Here is a 14281-nt window from a genome sequence, read left to right on the forward strand (position 1 = left end):
GATCAGTCCCGGTGCGCGGCGTTGCGGTCGCGTCGGGCGCCGAAACGGCGATCCAGCGCACCGACGAGCTTCTTGAAGGCTCGTGAGAATTTTCCGCGCCGGGTCTTGCGCAGCTTTTCTTCTTCGCTGGTCAGCCAGGCGACCTGGATGACCCGGCGCTCGCCTTCGAAGGGCAAGTGACCGTGGAACGAGTTTTCGCAACGCTTGAATACCGCGAACTCGCCGTACAGCGGCGTCAGCTCGGGGGCCACCATGTCGTCGATGTCGTCGATGCGGTGGAGGAAGCGCAAGCAGCCATTGCTGGTGTCGGTCCACTGCCTGTTGAGGTAGAGCAGGGCGGTGGCGACCTTGGACTTGCTGTCGGTGTGGATCGTGCCGTGGCGCTTGTTGAGGTAGCGGCACAGCGTCACCAGTGTGGGGTACTCGGCCAGATTCGGAATACCCAGCCGCTGCCCGATGGCACTGGCGAAGGCCGGCGCGGTGAGGTCGGTCACCAGGGCATTGATCGACGGGCCGCAGTCGACCGGGTCGTAGGGAAAAAAGCCGGCGCTGCTGTAGCGGGGAAAGTCGCGATCCAGTTCGTTGCGCGCATCTTCCGGCAGCTGGCCGTGGGCGATCAGGAGCGGAAACGGCTCCCTTCGCACGTCGGTGTCGGGGCGGTCGAGGCGGGCAGGATCGAGCATGACGGTGGCTTTCATGGACGCCTTCGTGGACCGGATACCGGCAAGTTTAGCGCGCGCCGAGCACACGCAGAGGCCCGTGTGGATGTCTTGTTCACGCTTCACGCGGTGGACAGAATCGGCCCTGGCACCTATCATTGCGACCCGCCCGAGACTTCTTCCGACCCAAGGTCCACAAGCCTGCTAGCAGCGGCTTGCGGACTTTGCTGCACCTAAAGGCGGCCCCCATGCCCATTCCCGCTCTGCTTGCCCTCGAAGATGGCAGCGTGTTCCACGGCCATGCCGTGGGTGCGACTGGCGAAACCGTAGGCGAGGTGGTTTTCAATACAGCGATGACGGGCTACCAGGAGATCCTCACCGATCCCTCCTACGCCCGCCAGATCGTCACCCTGACCTACCCCCACGTTGGCAACACCGGCGTGAACCCGGCCGACGCCGAGTCCACGCGCGTGCAGGCTGCCGGCCTGATCGTGCGCGACGTGCCGCGCCGGCCGAGCAATTGGCGCAGCACCGAGAGCCTGCCCGAGTACCTGGCACGCCAGAACATCGTGGCGATCGCCGGCATCGACACCCGCCGCCTGACCCGCATCCTGCGCGACAAGGGCGCGTTGAACGGCTGCATCCTGGCGGGCGAGGGGATCGACGCCGAGACCGCGCTGGCCAAGGCGCGCGCGTTCGCGGGCTTGAACGGCATGGACCTGGCCAAGGTGGTCAGCGTGCGCGAGCCCTACCGCTGGACCGAGGGCGTGTACGACCTCGACCGCGCCGCGTTCACTCAGCCGGATACCCGCTACAAGGTGGTCGCGTACGACTACGGTACCAAGCTCAATATCCTGCGGCTGCTGGCCAGCCATGGTTGCGACATCACCGTGGTGCCGGCGCAGACGCCGGCCGCCGACGTGCTGGCGATGAAGCCCGACGGCGTGTTCCTGTCCAACGGTCCGGGCGACCCGGCCGCGTGCGACTACGCCATCGCGGCGACCAAGGCATTCCTGGACGCGAAGATTCCGCTGTTCGGCATCTGCCTGGGCCACCAGCTGATGGGGCTCGCGCTGGGCGCCAAGACCATCAAGATGAAGTTCGGCCACCACGGTGCCAATCATCCGGTGAAGGACCACGACGACGGCCGCGTGCTGATCACCAGCCAGAACCACGGCTTCGCCGTGGACCCGGCGACGCTGCCGGCGAACGTGCGCGTGACCCACACTTCGCTGTTCGACGGTTCGCTGCAGGGCTTCGCGCTGACCGACCGCCCGGCGTTCTGCTTCCAGGGCCATCCGGAAGCAGCGCCCGGCCCGCATGACGTCGGCTATCTCTTCGCGCGCTTCGCGCAGCTCATGCAGGAGGCCCGCTAATGCCCAAGCGCACTGACATCAAGAGCGTGCTGATCATCGGCGCCGGCCCGATCGTGATCGGCCAGGCCTGCGAGTTCGACTACTCCGGTGCGCAGGCGTGCAAGGCACTGCGGGAAGAGGGTTACCGGGTGATCCTGGTCAACTCCAACCCCGCCACGATCATGACCGACCCGGAGATGGCCGACGCGGTCTACATCGAGCCGATCAACTGGCAGACGGTCGAGCGAATCATCGCCAAGGAAAAGCCCGACGCGGTGCTGCCGACGATGGGTGGCCAGACCGCGCTCAACTGCGCGCTGGACCTGGCCGACAACGGCGTGCTCGAGAAGTACGGCGTGGAGCTGATCGGCGCCTCGCGCGACGCGATCCGCATGGCCGAGGACCGCGAGCTGTTCAAGCAGGCGATGGCCGAGATCGGCCTGGACTGTCCGAAGGCGGAAGTGGCGCGCAGCTACGAGCAGGCCGTCGACATCCAGACGCGGGTCGGCTTCCCGACCATCATCCGCCCGAGCTTCACGCTGGGCGGTTCCGGCGGCGGCATCGCCTACAACGTCGAAGAGTTCGAGGAGATCGTCAAGCGCGGTCTGGAACTCTCGCCGGTGCATGAGGTGCTGGTCGAGGAGTCGGTGCTCGGCTGGAAGGAATTCGAGATGGAAGTGGTCCGCGATCATGCGGACAACTGCATCATCGTTTGTTCGATCGAGAACCTCGATCCAATGGGCGTGCACACGGGTGACTCAATCACCGTGGCGCCGGCGCAGACACTCACCGACAAGGAATACCAGCGCCTGCGGGATGCGAGCCTGGCCGTGCTGCGCAAGATCGGTGTCGATACCGGCGGCTCCAACGTGCAGTTCGGCATCAATGCCGAGAACGGCCGTGTGGTGGTGATCGAAATGAACCCGCGCGTGTCGCGTTCGTCGGCGCTGGCTTCCAAGGCGACCGGTTTCCCGATCGCCAAGGTCGCGGCCAAGCTGGCCGTCGGCTACACGCTGGACGAGCTCAAGAACGACATCACCGGGGGGCTGACGCCGGCGTCGTTCGAGCCGACCATCGACTACGTGGTCACCAAGATCCCGCGCTTCGCCTTCGAGAAGTTCCCTTCGGCGGACGCGCGCCTGACCACGCAGATGAAATCGGTGGGCGAGGTGATGGCGATGGGCCGCACCTTCCACGAGTCGCTGCAGAAGGCGCTGCGCGGGCTGGAGATCGGCAAGACGGGCCTGAACCCGACCGGCCTGGATCTGGCCAGTGTCGAGGGCCAGGCGAGGGTCCGCCGCGAACTGCGCGAGCCGCGCCCCGAGCGCGTGTTCTACGTGGCCGACGCCTTCCGCGCCGGCCTGTCGCTGGAAGAGATCCACGACTGCAGCCGCATCGATCCGTGGTTCCTGGCCGCCTTCGAGGACATCGTCCTCACCGAGAAGGAGGTCAAGGCCCAGGGTATGACCGCGCTCAACGCGCCACGCATGCGCGAGTTGAAGCGCATGGGCTTCGCCGATGCGCGCATCGCGCAGCTGCTCAACACCGACGAGGCGGCCGTGCGCCACCTGCGTCACACGCTGGGCGTGCGCCCGGTGTACAAGCGCGTGGATTCCTGTGCGGCGGAATTCGCCACCAGCACGGCCTACATGTACTCGACCTACGAGGAAGAGTGCGAGGCCAATCCCTCGGACCGCGAAAAGATCGTGGTGCTCGGGGGTGGCCCGAACCGCATCGGCCAGGGCATCGAGTTCGACTACTGCTGCGTGCATGCCGCACTGGCGCTGCGCGAGGACGGGTTCGAGACCATCATGGTCAACTGCAATCCGGAAACCGTCTCGACCGACTACGACACCTCCGACCGCTTGTACTTCGAGCCGCTGACGCTCGAGGACGTGCTGGAGATCGTCGAGCTGGAGAAGCCCAAGGGCGTGATCGTGCAGTACGGCGGCCAGACCCCGCTAAAGCTCGCGCGTGCCTTGGAAGCGGCTGGCGTGCCGGTGATCGGCACCTCACCCGACTCCATCGACCTGGCCGAGGACCGCGAGCGCTTCCAGCAGATGATCCACAAGCTGGGCCTGCGCCAGCCGCCCAACCGCACTGCGCGCAACGCGGACGAGGCCTTGGCGCTGGCGCGCGAGATCGGCTATCCGATGGTGGTGCGCCCAAGCTACGTGCTTGGCGGCCGCGCCATGGAAGTGGTCTACGACGACGCCGATCTTTCGCGCTACATCCGCGAGGCGGTGCAGGTGTCCAACGATTCGCCGGTGCTGCTGGACCGCTTCCTCGACCACGCGGTCGAGGTCGACGTCGACATCATTGCCGACGCCGAGGGCAACGTGCTGGTCGGCGGCATCATGGAGCATATCGAGGAGGCCGGCGTGCATTCGGGCGATTCGTCCTGCTCGCTGCCGCCGTACTCGCTTTCGGCCGAGATCCAGGACGAGTTGCGCCGCCAGGCTGCCGCGATGGCCAAGGAACTGAAGGTCGTCGGCCTGATGAATACGCAGTTCGCCATCCAGGGCGATACCGTGTACATCCTGGAAGTGAATCCGCGCGCGTCGCGCACGGTGCCGTTCGTCTCCAAGGCCACCGGCATGCCGCTGGCCAAGATCGCCGCCCGCTGCATGGCGGGGCGCACGCTGGCAAGCCAGGGCGCCACGCGGGAGATCATTCCCGACTATTACTCGGTGAAGGAAGCGATCTTCCCGTTCCTAAAGTTCCAGAACGTCGATCCGATCCTGGGTCCGGAAATGCGTTCCACCGGCGAGGTGATGGGCGTGGGCCGCAAGTTCGGCGCCGCGTTTGCACGCGGCCACGAGGCGGCGGGGATCAAGGCGCCAGCCAAGGGCAAGATCTTCCTGTCCGTGCGGGATGCCGACAAGGACCGCCTGTTGCCGGTCGCGAAGGAAGTGCTGGCGCGCGGCTTCAGCCTGGTCGCCACCGGCGGTACCGCGGCCTTCCTCAACGATCACGGCGTGCCATGCGAGCGCATCAACAAGGTGCTCGAGGGGCGGCCGCACATCGTCGACCTGATCAAGAATGGCGAGATCGTCTATATCGTCAATACGACCGAGGGCAAGCAGGCGATCGCCGATTCGTTCTCCATCCGACGCGAGGCCTTGCAGCACCGCGTCACCTATTCGACCACCGTGGCAGGCGCGCGTGCGCTCGTCCACTCGCTTGATTTCCACGGCGAGGCGGACGTGCACAGCCTGCAGGAACTGCACAAGGAGCTGACCGCATGAGTCGCGCACCCATGACCAAGGCCGGTTCGGAACGTCTTCGCGGCGAACTGGAACGCCTCAAGTCGGTCGAGCGCCCGCGTATCATCGCGGCGATCGCCGAGGCCCGCGCCCATGGCGACCTGAAGGAAAACGCCGAATATCACGCCGCGCGCGAGCAACAGAGTTTCATCGAGGGACGCATTGCCGAGCTGGAAGCTTCGCTGTCCACCGCTGAGGTGATCGACGTTTCGCGGCTTGGTGCCGGCAGCAAGGTGGTGTTCGGTGCCACCGTGGATCTGGAGGACGAGGACTCCGGTGACGCCGTGACCTACCAGATCGTTGGCGACCTTGAGGCCGACATCAAGCAGCGGTTGATCGCCGTGTCTTCGCCGATCGCCCGCGCGCTGATCGGCAAGAGTGAGGGTGACAGCTTCGAGTTCAGGGCGCCCAACGGCGTCAAGCACTACGAAATCACCGGCGTCCGCTACGAGTAACCGCCGCGGGTGGGGGAGGGTGGGCTTCAGCCCACCTTGCCGCGGCCACATAGGGTGGGCTGAAGCCCACCCTTATGTATCGGCTGAAAACGCGGGCACAAAAAAAGGCCGCTTCGAGCGGCCTTTTTGCGTCAACCCGGACGGCTCAGCGCTGGCGCGCCTTGAAACGCGGGTTGCTCTTGCAGATCACGAAGACCTTGCCGCGACGGCGCACGACCTTGCAGTCACGGTGCCGCTGCTTGGCGGACTTCAGAGAGGAAAGCACCTTCACGGCCAGCTCCTGGAAACAATTCGGGAAAATTCAAGCCGCTAAGTGTAGCCACAGTTCGCCGGCTTCACAAGTCCGCGTCTTCCACGCCCTTTACGATCTGCAGGAACTTGGCCAGGACAGGCGAAGGGTTGTCCTTGCGGCTGGCCACGGCAAGTAGCAGGTAGGCGTCCGGGTCTTCCAGCGACACGTAACTGACGCCGCCCAGCTGAACCGCCCGCATGCTGGCCGGGACCAGCGCCAGCCCGATGCCGGCGGCGACCAGGGCCAGCAGGCCGTTGATCTGCTGGGCCTGCTGACCGATCAGCGGATGGAAGCCCGCCTTGCCGGCCAGCTGCACGAGCCGGTCGTACAAGGTCGCGGCCAGTTCCCGGGGCTGGCTGACGAATACTTCGTTGGCCAGTACGCCAAATTGCACGCTGTCCTTCCCCGACAGTGGGTGGCCGCAAGGCACGGCCAGCACCAGCGGTTCATAGTCGATCACGTCGATCCGCAGCGTACGGGCGTCTGATTCGTGGCGCGGCTCGTCACGCACGAAACCGACGTCGATCTGGTCGGCGCGCAAGGCGGTGAATTGCGGTTCGCTGTACATCTCCTGCAACTGCATGCGTACCTTCGGTACGTGCTGGCGGAAGCGCAGCAGGGTCTGCGGCAAGGCGCGGTGGAAGGTGACCGAGATCGTGTAGGCCAGGCGCAGCGACCCGCTGAAACCCGCCGCCGCATCGCTCACGTACGCCCGGGCCTGATCGGCCTGGGCCAGGATTTGCCGTGCCTGCTCAAGCAGGATGCGCCCGGGCCCGGTCAGCGCGACGTTGCGCTTGTCCCGATCGAACAGGCGGGTGCCCAGATCATGCTCCAGCGCCTGGATCTGCTGCGACAGCGGGGGCTGGGAGATGTGCAAGCGTTGAGCGGCACGGGTGAAGCTCAGCTCCTCGGCGACGGCTACGAAATAGCGAAGCTGGCGGAAGTCGAACATAGTCGATTCGCAAATAAATCGGCATGCAAATATATATTGGAAGGGTGTTTGTGACGAGGGTATCGTTTGCCTCGTCCCGCCACCTTCCCCCTCCCCCCAGGTGGCGGTGACCCTCGCTCCGCAGCGACGCTATCCCCGCGGTCCCGGTCCTCCTCCCCCAGAGCCGGCACCGACGCGTCGTTCGCGGAGCGCTTTCTTTTTCCGGCTCCGCCTAGAGTCCCGCGGCCAAGCGCGTGCCCTGGGCGATCGCCCGCTTGGCATCAAGCTCCGCCGCCACATCGGCGCCCCCGATAACGTGTGGCTTGACGCCGGCCGCAAGCAGGGCGTCGGCCAGGGCGCGGGCCGGCTCCTGGCCCGCGCAGACCACCACATTGTCGACCGGCAGCACCTGCGGCTTGCCGTCCAGCAGAATGTGCAGGCCCGCGTCGTCGAAGCGCTCGTATTGCACGCCGCCAAGCATCTGTACCTGACGCGCCTTGAGCGTGGACCGATGGACCCAGCCGGTGGTCTTGTTGAGGCGGGCGCCGGGACGGCCTTCGCTTCGCTGCAGCAGCCAGACCTGCCGGGCGGGCGGTTCAGGCGCCGCAGCAATCAGCCCGCCGCGGGCGGTCAGCGTGCGATCCACGCCCCAGGCCTGCGCCCAGCGGACGGGATCCAGCGAGGGGGAGGGTGGCTGCTCAACCAGAAATTCGGCCACGTCGAAACCGATGCCGCCGGCGCCAATAATGGCCACCCGCGGGCCCACCGGGCGATCGTGGGCGAGCACGTCCAGATAGCCCAGCACGCGCGGGTCGTCGCTGCCGGGAAAGCGGATCTGCCGCGGCGTGACGCCTGTGGCGATCACGACCTCGTCGAAACCGAGCAGTTCCTCCACGCCCGCCCGGCAGCCCAGCCGTTGTTCCACGCCCAGTTCGGACATGCGATGGCGGTAGTAGCGCAACGTTTCGTAGAACTCCTCCTTGCCTGGAATGCGCTTGGCGTAGTTGAACTGGCCACCGATGTCGGCCGCCTGCTCGAAAAGCGTCACCGCATGCTTGCGCTCGGCCAGCGTGGTGGCGCAGGCCAATCCGGCAGGACCGGCGCCGACCACGGCAATGCGCTTCTGTTGCGCGGCCGGCACAACCACCAATTCGGTTTCGTGGCAGGCACGTGGATTGACCAGGCAACTGGCCCGCTTGTTCTGGAACACATGATCGAGGCAGGCCTGGTTGCAGGCGATGCAGGTGTTGATGGCAGCGCCGCGGCCGGCACGTGCCTTGGCCGCCCAGTTCGGGTCAGCCAGGAGCGGGCGTGCCATGGAGACCATGTCCGCCTCGCCGGTGACCAGCACCCGCTCGGCAACCTCGGGCATGTTGATGCGATTGGTGGCCACCAGCGGCAGGCCGACCTCGCGCTTGAGCCGCTGCGTGACCCACGCGAAGCCAGCGCGGGGCACCGAGGTGACGATTGTCGGCACGCGCGCCTCGTGCCAGCCGATGCCGGTATTGATGATGCTGGCGCCGGCCGCCTCGATGGCCTTGGCCAGCAGGACGATCTCGTCCCAGGACTGACCACCTTCGACCAGTTCCAGCATGGACAGCCGATAAATGATGATGAAGTCGCGCCCAAGCGCCTCGCGCGTGCGCCGCACGATTTCGACCGCAAAGCGCATGCGGCGGGTGGCATCACCGCCCCAGGCATCGTCGCGATGGTTGGTGCGTGCGGCAAGGAACTGGTTGATCAGGTACCCCTCCGAGCCCATCACTTCCACGCCGTCGTAACCGGCGTTCCGGGCGAGCTGGGCGCAGCGCACGAAATCGGCGATTGTGCGCTCGACGCCGCGTGCGGAGAGGGCGCGTGGCGTGAAGGGCGTAATCGGCGACTTGATTTTCGAGGGCCCCACCGACAGGGGGTGATAGCCATAACGGCCCGCATGCAGGATCTGCAGGCAGATGTGCCCGCCCTCGGCATGCACGGCGCGGGTGAGCTTGCGGTGGCGCGCCACATGCCAGGGCATCGACAGCCGGCCACCGAACGGCTTCAGCCAGCCCTGGAGGCTGGGCGCGATGCCGCCCGTCACCATCAGGCCCACGCCACCCCGGGCGCGCTCGGCGAAGTACGCAGCCAGCTTGTCGTAGTCCGCTGCGCGGTCTTCCAGTCCCGTGTGCATCGAGCCCATCAGGATGCGATTGGGCAGGGTGACGTGGCCCAGGTCCAGTGGGGCGAACAGGTGCGGGTAGTGCATGCCGGCGTCCATTCAAACGATCGTATGAATGTGCCGGGTAGGCGTGACGAAAGCAAGCCGCCAGCCTGGCCTGCTTCAAATTGGAAAGGAGTGTGGCTTTGCTGCCTGCATCCGGGAATGGCTCAAGCGAGGAGCTGGCCCACCAGGGCGATATACCGCCGCATCGCCTCGTCTTGCCGCATGCCGGCCAACTGCGCCCAGGCCTCGTGTTTGGCGGTGCCGACGAAATCGAAGAAACCGGGCGGATGGGCCTGGACATCACCCAGCGAACCCTGCTTGTAGAGAGCATAGAGCCTGAGCAACGTATCGTTGTCGGGCCGGGTGCCGAGCCGTTTGATATCTTCGGCGGCTTGCTCGAACTCGCGGCGAAGATCGGTCATGACAGAGGGGATGCAACGGCGGTGCGCGGCTAGATAGCACGCGCCCGGGAGGTGGTCAACGCGCTACCATGGCGTTTTGCCGATCCCAAGGGAGCTCCATGAGCCGCACGCAGCCGGTCCCGGTCCTCACTATCGACGGGCCGTCCGGGTCGGGGAAGGGCACCATCAGCCGGCGGGTCGCCGAGCAACTGGGCTGGCGTCTGCTCGACTCGGGCGCGTTGTACCGGGCGGTCGGTTACGCAGCTGGTGCCGAGGGTCTGGACTTGTCCGATGCCGACGCGGTGACCCGTTGCGCCCGGACCACGAAGATCCGCTTCCAGGCGGCTGCCGATGGCGGCGACACACGGGTGATCGTCAATGGCCACGACGCCACCGACGAGTTGCGTACCGAGACCGCCGGCGCGGCGGCCTCCGCGATTGCCTCGATCCCGTCGGTGCGCCAGGCGCTGGTCGACCTGCAACTGGGCTTCCGCAAGGCGCCTGGTCTGGTCGCGGACGGGCGCGACATGGGTACGGTGATCTTTCAGGACGCGTCGTTCAAGGTCTTCCTCACCGCCAGCGCCGCCGAGCGGGCGAAAAGGCGCTATAAGCAGTTGAAGGAAAAGGGGCTGAACGTTACACTTGGCGCCCTTCAGCGCGAGATCGAGGCGCGCGATGAACGCGATGCGTCGCGTACGGTCGCTCCGCTTCGCCCGGCCGAGGATGCGGTTCTGGTGGATTCCACCGGCATGCCCATCGACACCGTGGTCGCGAAGGTTTTAGCCGTCGTGCGGCCGTAAGGCTGCACGCGGCTTTAGGCGCCTCCGCCGCGGCGGGGGTTTTGGTCAACGGTGCCGACAGGCGGTCCGTCACAGGGCACGTTTCTGCGACACCCACAACCGGTGGGCCGGTTAGCCCGTGCGCAATACATCCGACGGCGCGCACAGGGGGCTACGGCCTTTTCTCATTTCTGGAATCAACATGACTGAAAGTTTTGCCGAGCTGTTTGAACAGAGCCAGCAGGCCATCGCCAAGCTGAAGCCGGGTGCCATCGTCACCGGCATCGTTGTGGAAATCCGCAACGACGTCGTCGTGATCAACGCCGGCCTCAAGAGCGAAGGCATCGTCCCGATCGAGCAGTTCAAGGACGAAGAGGGCACGCTGGAAGTGCAGGTAGGCGACGAGGTGAAGGTTGCCCTCGACGCCCTGGAAGACGGCTTCGGCGAGACCAAGCTCTCCCGCGAGAAGGCCAAGCGTTCGATGGTGTGGGACGACCTCGAGCAGGCCTTCGACAAGGAAGAGACCATCACCGGCAAGATCTCCGGCAAGGTCAAGGGCGGCTTCACCGTCGACATCAAGGACGTCCGCGCGTTCCTGCCGGGCTCGCTGGTCGACGTGCGCCCGGTCCGTGACCCGGTGTACCTCGAGGGCAAGGACCTCGAGTTCAAGATCATCAAGCTGGACCGCAAGCGCAACAACGTGGTCGTCAGCCGCCGCGCCGTCGTCGAGACCGAGTTCTCCGAGGAGCGCGAGAAGCTGCTGGAGCGCCTGACCGAGGGCGCGGTGGTCAAGGGCACGGTCAAGAACCTCACCGACTACGGTGCGTTCGTGGACCTGGGCGGCATCGACGGCCTGCTGCACATCACCGACATGGCGTGGAAGCGCGTGCGCCATCCGTCCGAGGTGGTCAACGTCGGCGACGAGCTGGACGTGCGCGTGCTCAAGTACGACCGCGAGCGCAACCGCGTGTCGCTGGGCCTCAAGCAGCTGGGTGACGATCCGTGGGTCGCGATTTCGCGTCGTTACCCGGTCGGCAGCCGCATCTTCGGCAAGGTCTCCAACGTCACCGATTACGGCTGCTTCGTCGAGATCGAGCCGGGCGTCGAGGGCCTGGTCCACGTGTCCGAGATGGACTGGACCAACAAGAACGTCAATCCGGCCAAGGTGGTGCAGGTCGGCGACGAGACCGAAGTGATGGTGCTGGACGTGGATGAAGAGCGTCGCCGCATCTCGCTGGGCATCAAGCAGACGCGCTCCAATCCGTGGGAAGCGTTCGCCGCCATGCACAAGAAGAACGACAAGGTATCCGGCCAGATCAAGTCGATCACCGATTTCGGCATCTTCATCGGCCTGGAAGGCGGCATCGATGGCCTGGTGCACCTGTCCGACATCTCCTGGCAGGCTTCCGGCGAAGACCTCGTGCGCAACTTCAAGAAGGGCGACGAGATCGAGGCGGTGGTGCTGGCGGTCGATCCGGAGCGCGAGCGCATCTCCCTCGGCATCAAGCAGATGGAGCAGGATCCGTTCGGCCAGTTCATGGCCAACAATCCGCGCGGCACGATCGTCAACGGTACCGTCAAGGAAGTGGACGCCAAGGGCGCGGTGATCGACCTGGGCGAGGGCGTGGAGGGTTACCTGCGCGCCAACGACATCGCCAAGGAGCGCATCGACGACGCCACCCAGCACCTGAAGGTGGGCGACAAGGTGGAAGCCAAGTTCACCGGCATGGACCGCAAGGGTCGCCAGCTGGCGCTCTCGATCCGCGCCAAGGACGAGGAAGACCTGCAGGACGCAATGGCCGAGTACGGCTCCGCGGCCGGCGGCACCACCAAGCTGGGCGCGCTGCTCAAGGAGCAGCTCAACAAGTCCGAGTAATTCCTTTAGGATTACAATGACTTGAGTACGAAGCGGGGCGGCCCCAGGCCGCCCCGTCGTTTGAACGTCACGGACATTGGGGACCCATGACCAAATCCGAACTGATCGAGGCGCTTGCCAGGCGCCAGACCCACCTCGCGTTCAGCGACGTGGAGCTCGCGGTCAAAAGCGTGATCGAGCAGATGAGCCATGCCCTGGCCCAGGGCGAGCGCATCGAGGTCCGCGGCTTCGGCAGCTTCGCACTGCACTACCGGCCGCCGCGCATGGGGCGCAACCCCAAGACCGGCGACGCGGTGGCCCTGCCGGGCAAGCACGTGCCGCACTTCAAGCCGGGCAAGGAACTGCGTGAGCGGGTGAATCTCTCGTTGCAGGCTGAAGAAACCGAGGCGGCCTGAGCGCTGCAGCGGAGTTCGAACTTTCGAGTTTTCCAAGGCAGGCGGCGTGAGTCGTCTGCTTTTTTGTTGCCCTTGCGCAAGCGCCGTGGTGTCAACGCCCTCCCGCCATGGCCGGGGCAGGGTGTCGTCTTGATGAGATCCCGATACGCCATCGTCCCGGATTGATGCGTGAACTCGATGGCATACCTTGTGGTTCGTGCCAGTTCAAGCCGATTCGGGTAAAGTCGCGCGATGCGATTGATTGCCCTGCTCATCCTTGCGTTGTTTATCGTCGCCGGCGTGGTGGTCGGCGCGCTCAATGCTGGCCCGGTGAGCTACGATCTGGCTTTCTTCCAGGTAACCATGCCCAAGGGAGCAGGGGTGCTGCTCGCCCTGGTGATCGGCTGGCTGCTCGGTGGCCTGACCGCCTGGCTCGGCATGAGCCTGCGCCACCGCCGTGTGCTGCGCCGCACACGGCCGTCCAACGGGAAGACGCCGGCCCGCGCATGAGCATTCTCTATGTGCTGGTTCTGCTGGTGCCAGCCGCTTTCGCCAGCGGCTGGTTCGCGGCCCGGCGGGCGGCGGTGCACCGTTCGGGCATGCGCGTCAGCGAACTGTCGTCCGATTACTTCCGTGGTCTGAACTACCTGCTCAACGAAGAGCAGGACAAGGCGATCGAAGTCTTCCTGAAACTCGCCGAGTACAACCGCGACACGGTGGAAACCCACCTCGCCCTAGGTAACCTGTTCCGCCGTCGCGGCGAGGTCGATCGCGCCATCCGCCTGCACCAGCATCTGGTGTCGCGGCCCGGCCTGAGCGAAGCGATGAAGACGGTCGCCTTGCTGGAGCTGGGCGAGGACTACATGCGCGCCGGCCTGCTCGACCGTGCCGAGGCGTTGTTCTCCGATCTGGTCGCCATGAACGCGCACGCCCCTTCGGCATTGCGACACTTGGTGGCGATCTACCAACACGAGCGCGACTGGCACAAAGCCATCGACCACGCGCGCCGGCTCGAGGCAATGACCGGCGACGACGAGTCGCCCATGATCGCCCAGTTCTATTGCGAACTGGCCGAGCAGGCGCGCCAGCACGGTGCGCGGTCGGAAGCGCGCGACTACCTGCATCAGGCCTTCGAATGCCAGCCCGACTGTGTGCGTGCCTTCATGCTCACCGGCCGTCTGCATGCCGAGGCGGGTGAGCATGCCGAGGCGGTCGAAGCCTACGAAGCGGCCGTCGGCGCGGACATCGCCTTCGTGCCGGAGATCCTGCCGCCGCTGCTCAACAGCTACGCGCGTACCGGGCAGATGGAGCGCGCCGAACACTTCCTGCGCGACATCCTTGCGCGCTACAACGGCATCTCGCCGGTGCTGGCACTGACCAAGCTCTACAACCAGCGCGATGGCGAACGGGCCGGCATCGAGTTCCTGACGTCGCAGTTGCGCCAGCGCCCCTCGGTCCGCGGCCTGATGGCGCTGATCGACGCCACGATGGACAAGATCGAGGGCGAAGCCCGCGAGAATTTCCTGATCCTGCGCGACCTCACCCGCAAGCTGCTCGAAGGCCAGGCCATGTACCGCTGCAGCCGTTGCGGCTTTGGCGCGAAGGCGCACCACTGGCAGTGCCCCAGCTGCAAGGGCTGGAGCACGATCCGCCCGATCCACGGCGTCGCCAACGAGTGACTGGGCAGGGA

General features: G+C 65.7%; 13 protein-coding genes. 8 read left to right on the top strand and 5 right to left on the bottom strand.

Translation table 11 applies throughout. The features are described from left to right. Positions 1 to 2: 2 nt before the first annotated feature. Positions 3 to 698, bottom strand: a complete 696-nt coding sequence (locus J7I44_RS15635; protein ID WP_209622930.1) for a 2OG-Fe(II) oxygenase — start codon at positions 696 to 698, stop codon at positions 3 to 5. Positions 699 to 907: 209 nt separating this feature from the next. On the opposite strand from J7I44_RS15635, the gene carA reads away from it, so the two are divergent. From carA to greA, 3 genes are read left to right on the top strand one after another with little or no spacing between them, the layout of a single operon-like run. Next, positions 908 to 2035, top strand: a complete 1128-nt coding sequence (gene carA / locus J7I44_RS15640; protein ID WP_209622949.1) for a glutamine-hydrolyzing carbamoyl-phosphate synthase small subunit — start codon at positions 908 to 910, stop codon at positions 2033 to 2035. Then, positions 2035 to 5262, top strand: a complete 3228-nt coding sequence (gene carB / locus J7I44_RS15645; protein ID WP_209622951.1) for a carbamoyl-phosphate synthase large subunit — start codon at positions 2035 to 2037, stop codon at positions 5260 to 5262. Before carA ends, carB begins: the two co-directional genes overlap by 1 nt. Then, positions 5259 to 5735, top strand: a complete 477-nt coding sequence (gene greA / locus J7I44_RS15650; protein WP_209622953.1) for a transcription elongation factor GreA — start codon at positions 5259 to 5261, stop codon at positions 5733 to 5735. The genes carB and greA overlap by 4 nt, the downstream gene beginning before the upstream one ends. Before the next feature lie 145 nt (positions 5736 to 5880). Here greA and ykgO read toward each other — a convergent pair whose 3' ends face one another. The 4 genes from ykgO to J7I44_RS15670 all read right to left on the bottom strand — a co-directional run bounded on the left by ykgO (position 5881) and on the right by J7I44_RS15670 (position 9583). Continuing rightward, positions 5881 to 6006, bottom strand: coding sequence for a type B 50S ribosomal protein L36 (ykgO, locus tag J7I44_RS15655; protein ID WP_008215056.1), 126 nt, complete (start codon positions 6004 to 6006; stop codon positions 5881 to 5883). Positions 6007 to 6070: 64 nt separating this feature from the next. Further along, entirely contained in the window at positions 6071 to 6979 is a 909-nt protein-coding gene (locus J7I44_RS15660; RefSeq protein WP_209622955.1) for a LysR substrate-binding domain-containing protein, read from the bottom strand. 211 nt (positions 6980 to 7190) lie between these two features. Beyond that, positions 7191 to 9203, bottom strand: coding sequence for an NADPH-dependent 2,4-dienoyl-CoA reductase (locus J7I44_RS15665; protein WP_209622957.1), 2013 nt, complete (start codon positions 9201 to 9203; stop codon positions 7191 to 7193). Between the two features lie 122 nt (positions 9204 to 9325). Next, on the bottom strand, positions 9326 to 9583 hold the full coding sequence (locus J7I44_RS15670) for an acyl-CoA-binding protein (protein ID WP_209622959.1): 258 nt from the start codon (positions 9581 to 9583) through the stop codon (positions 9326 to 9328). A 98-nt stretch (positions 9584 to 9681) separates the two neighbouring features. Here J7I44_RS15670 and cmk point away from each other — a divergent pair, with 98 nt between their 5' ends. The 5 genes from cmk to lapB all read left to right on the top strand — a co-directional run bounded on the left by cmk (position 9682) and on the right by lapB (position 14270). After that, positions 9682 to 10362: a (d)CMP kinase gene (cmk, locus tag J7I44_RS15675; RefSeq protein WP_209622961.1), complete on the top strand. Its 681-nt coding sequence runs from the start codon at positions 9682 to 9684 to the stop codon at positions 10360 to 10362. A gap of 181 nt (positions 10363 to 10543) precedes the next feature. Beyond that, positions 10544 to 12217, top strand: a complete 1674-nt coding sequence (gene rpsA / locus J7I44_RS15680) for a 30S ribosomal protein S1 (protein ID WP_209622963.1) — start codon at positions 10544 to 10546, stop codon at positions 12215 to 12217. An 86-nt stretch (positions 12218 to 12303) separates the two neighbouring features. Next, complete coding sequence (locus J7I44_RS15685) at positions 12304 to 12612, top strand: integration host factor subunit beta (RefSeq protein ID WP_209622964.1); 309 nt, start codon at positions 12304 to 12306, stop codon at positions 12610 to 12612. Between the two features lie 231 nt (positions 12613 to 12843). Next, positions 12844 to 13101, top strand: coding sequence for a lipopolysaccharide assembly protein LapA domain-containing protein (locus J7I44_RS15690; protein WP_209622966.1), 258 nt, complete (start codon positions 12844 to 12846; stop codon positions 13099 to 13101). Beyond that, positions 13098 to 14270: a lipopolysaccharide assembly protein LapB gene (lapB, locus tag J7I44_RS15695; RefSeq protein ID WP_209622968.1), complete on the top strand. Its 1173-nt coding sequence runs from the start codon at positions 13098 to 13100 to the stop codon at positions 14268 to 14270. Before J7I44_RS15690 ends, lapB begins: the two co-directional genes overlap by 4 nt. Positions 14271 to 14281 lie beyond the last annotated feature (11 nt).

It is taken from the genome of Frateuria flava (genome assembly GCF_017837635.1).
GTDB classification, from domain to species: Bacteria; Pseudomonadota; Gammaproteobacteria; order Xanthomonadales; family Rhodanobacteraceae; genus Frateuria_A; species Frateuria_A flava.

Coding starts and splice junctions, on each gene's coding strand:
- J7I44_RS15635 (WP_209622930.1), bottom strand. CDS start 698: ATGAAAGCCACCGTCATGCTCGATCCTGCCCGCCTCGACCGCCCCGAC.
- carA (WP_209622949.1), top strand. CDS start 908: ATGCCCATTCCCGCTCTGCTTGCCCTCGAAGATGGCAGCGTGTTCCAC.
- carB (WP_209622951.1), top strand. CDS start 2,035: ATGCCCAAGCGCACTGACATCAAGAGCGTGCTGATCATCGGCGCCGGC.
- greA (WP_209622953.1), top strand. CDS start 5,259: ATGAGTCGCGCACCCATGACCAAGGCCGGTTCGGAACGTCTTCGCGGC.
- J7I44_RS15660 (WP_209622955.1), bottom strand. CDS start 6,979: ATGTTCGACTTCCGCCAGCTTCGCTATTTCGTAGCCGTCGCCGAGGAG.
- J7I44_RS15665 (WP_209622957.1), bottom strand. CDS start 9,203: ATGCACTACCCGCACCTGTTCGCCCCACTGGACCTGGGCCACGTCACC.
- J7I44_RS15670 (WP_209622959.1), bottom strand. CDS start 9,583: ATGACCGATCTTCGCCGCGAGTTCGAGCAAGCCGCCGAAGATATCAAA.
- cmk (WP_209622961.1), top strand. CDS start 9,682: ATGAGCCGCACGCAGCCGGTCCCGGTCCTCACTATCGACGGGCCGTCC.
- rpsA (WP_209622963.1), top strand. CDS start 10,544: ATGACTGAAAGTTTTGCCGAGCTGTTTGAACAGAGCCAGCAGGCCATC.
- J7I44_RS15685 (WP_209622964.1), top strand. CDS start 12,304: ATGACCAAATCCGAACTGATCGAGGCGCTTGCCAGGCGCCAGACCCAC.
- J7I44_RS15690 (WP_209622966.1), top strand. CDS start 12,844: ATGCGATTGATTGCCCTGCTCATCCTTGCGTTGTTTATCGTCGCCGGC.
- lapB (WP_209622968.1), top strand. CDS start 13,098: ATGAGCATTCTCTATGTGCTGGTTCTGCTGGTGCCAGCCGCTTTCGCC.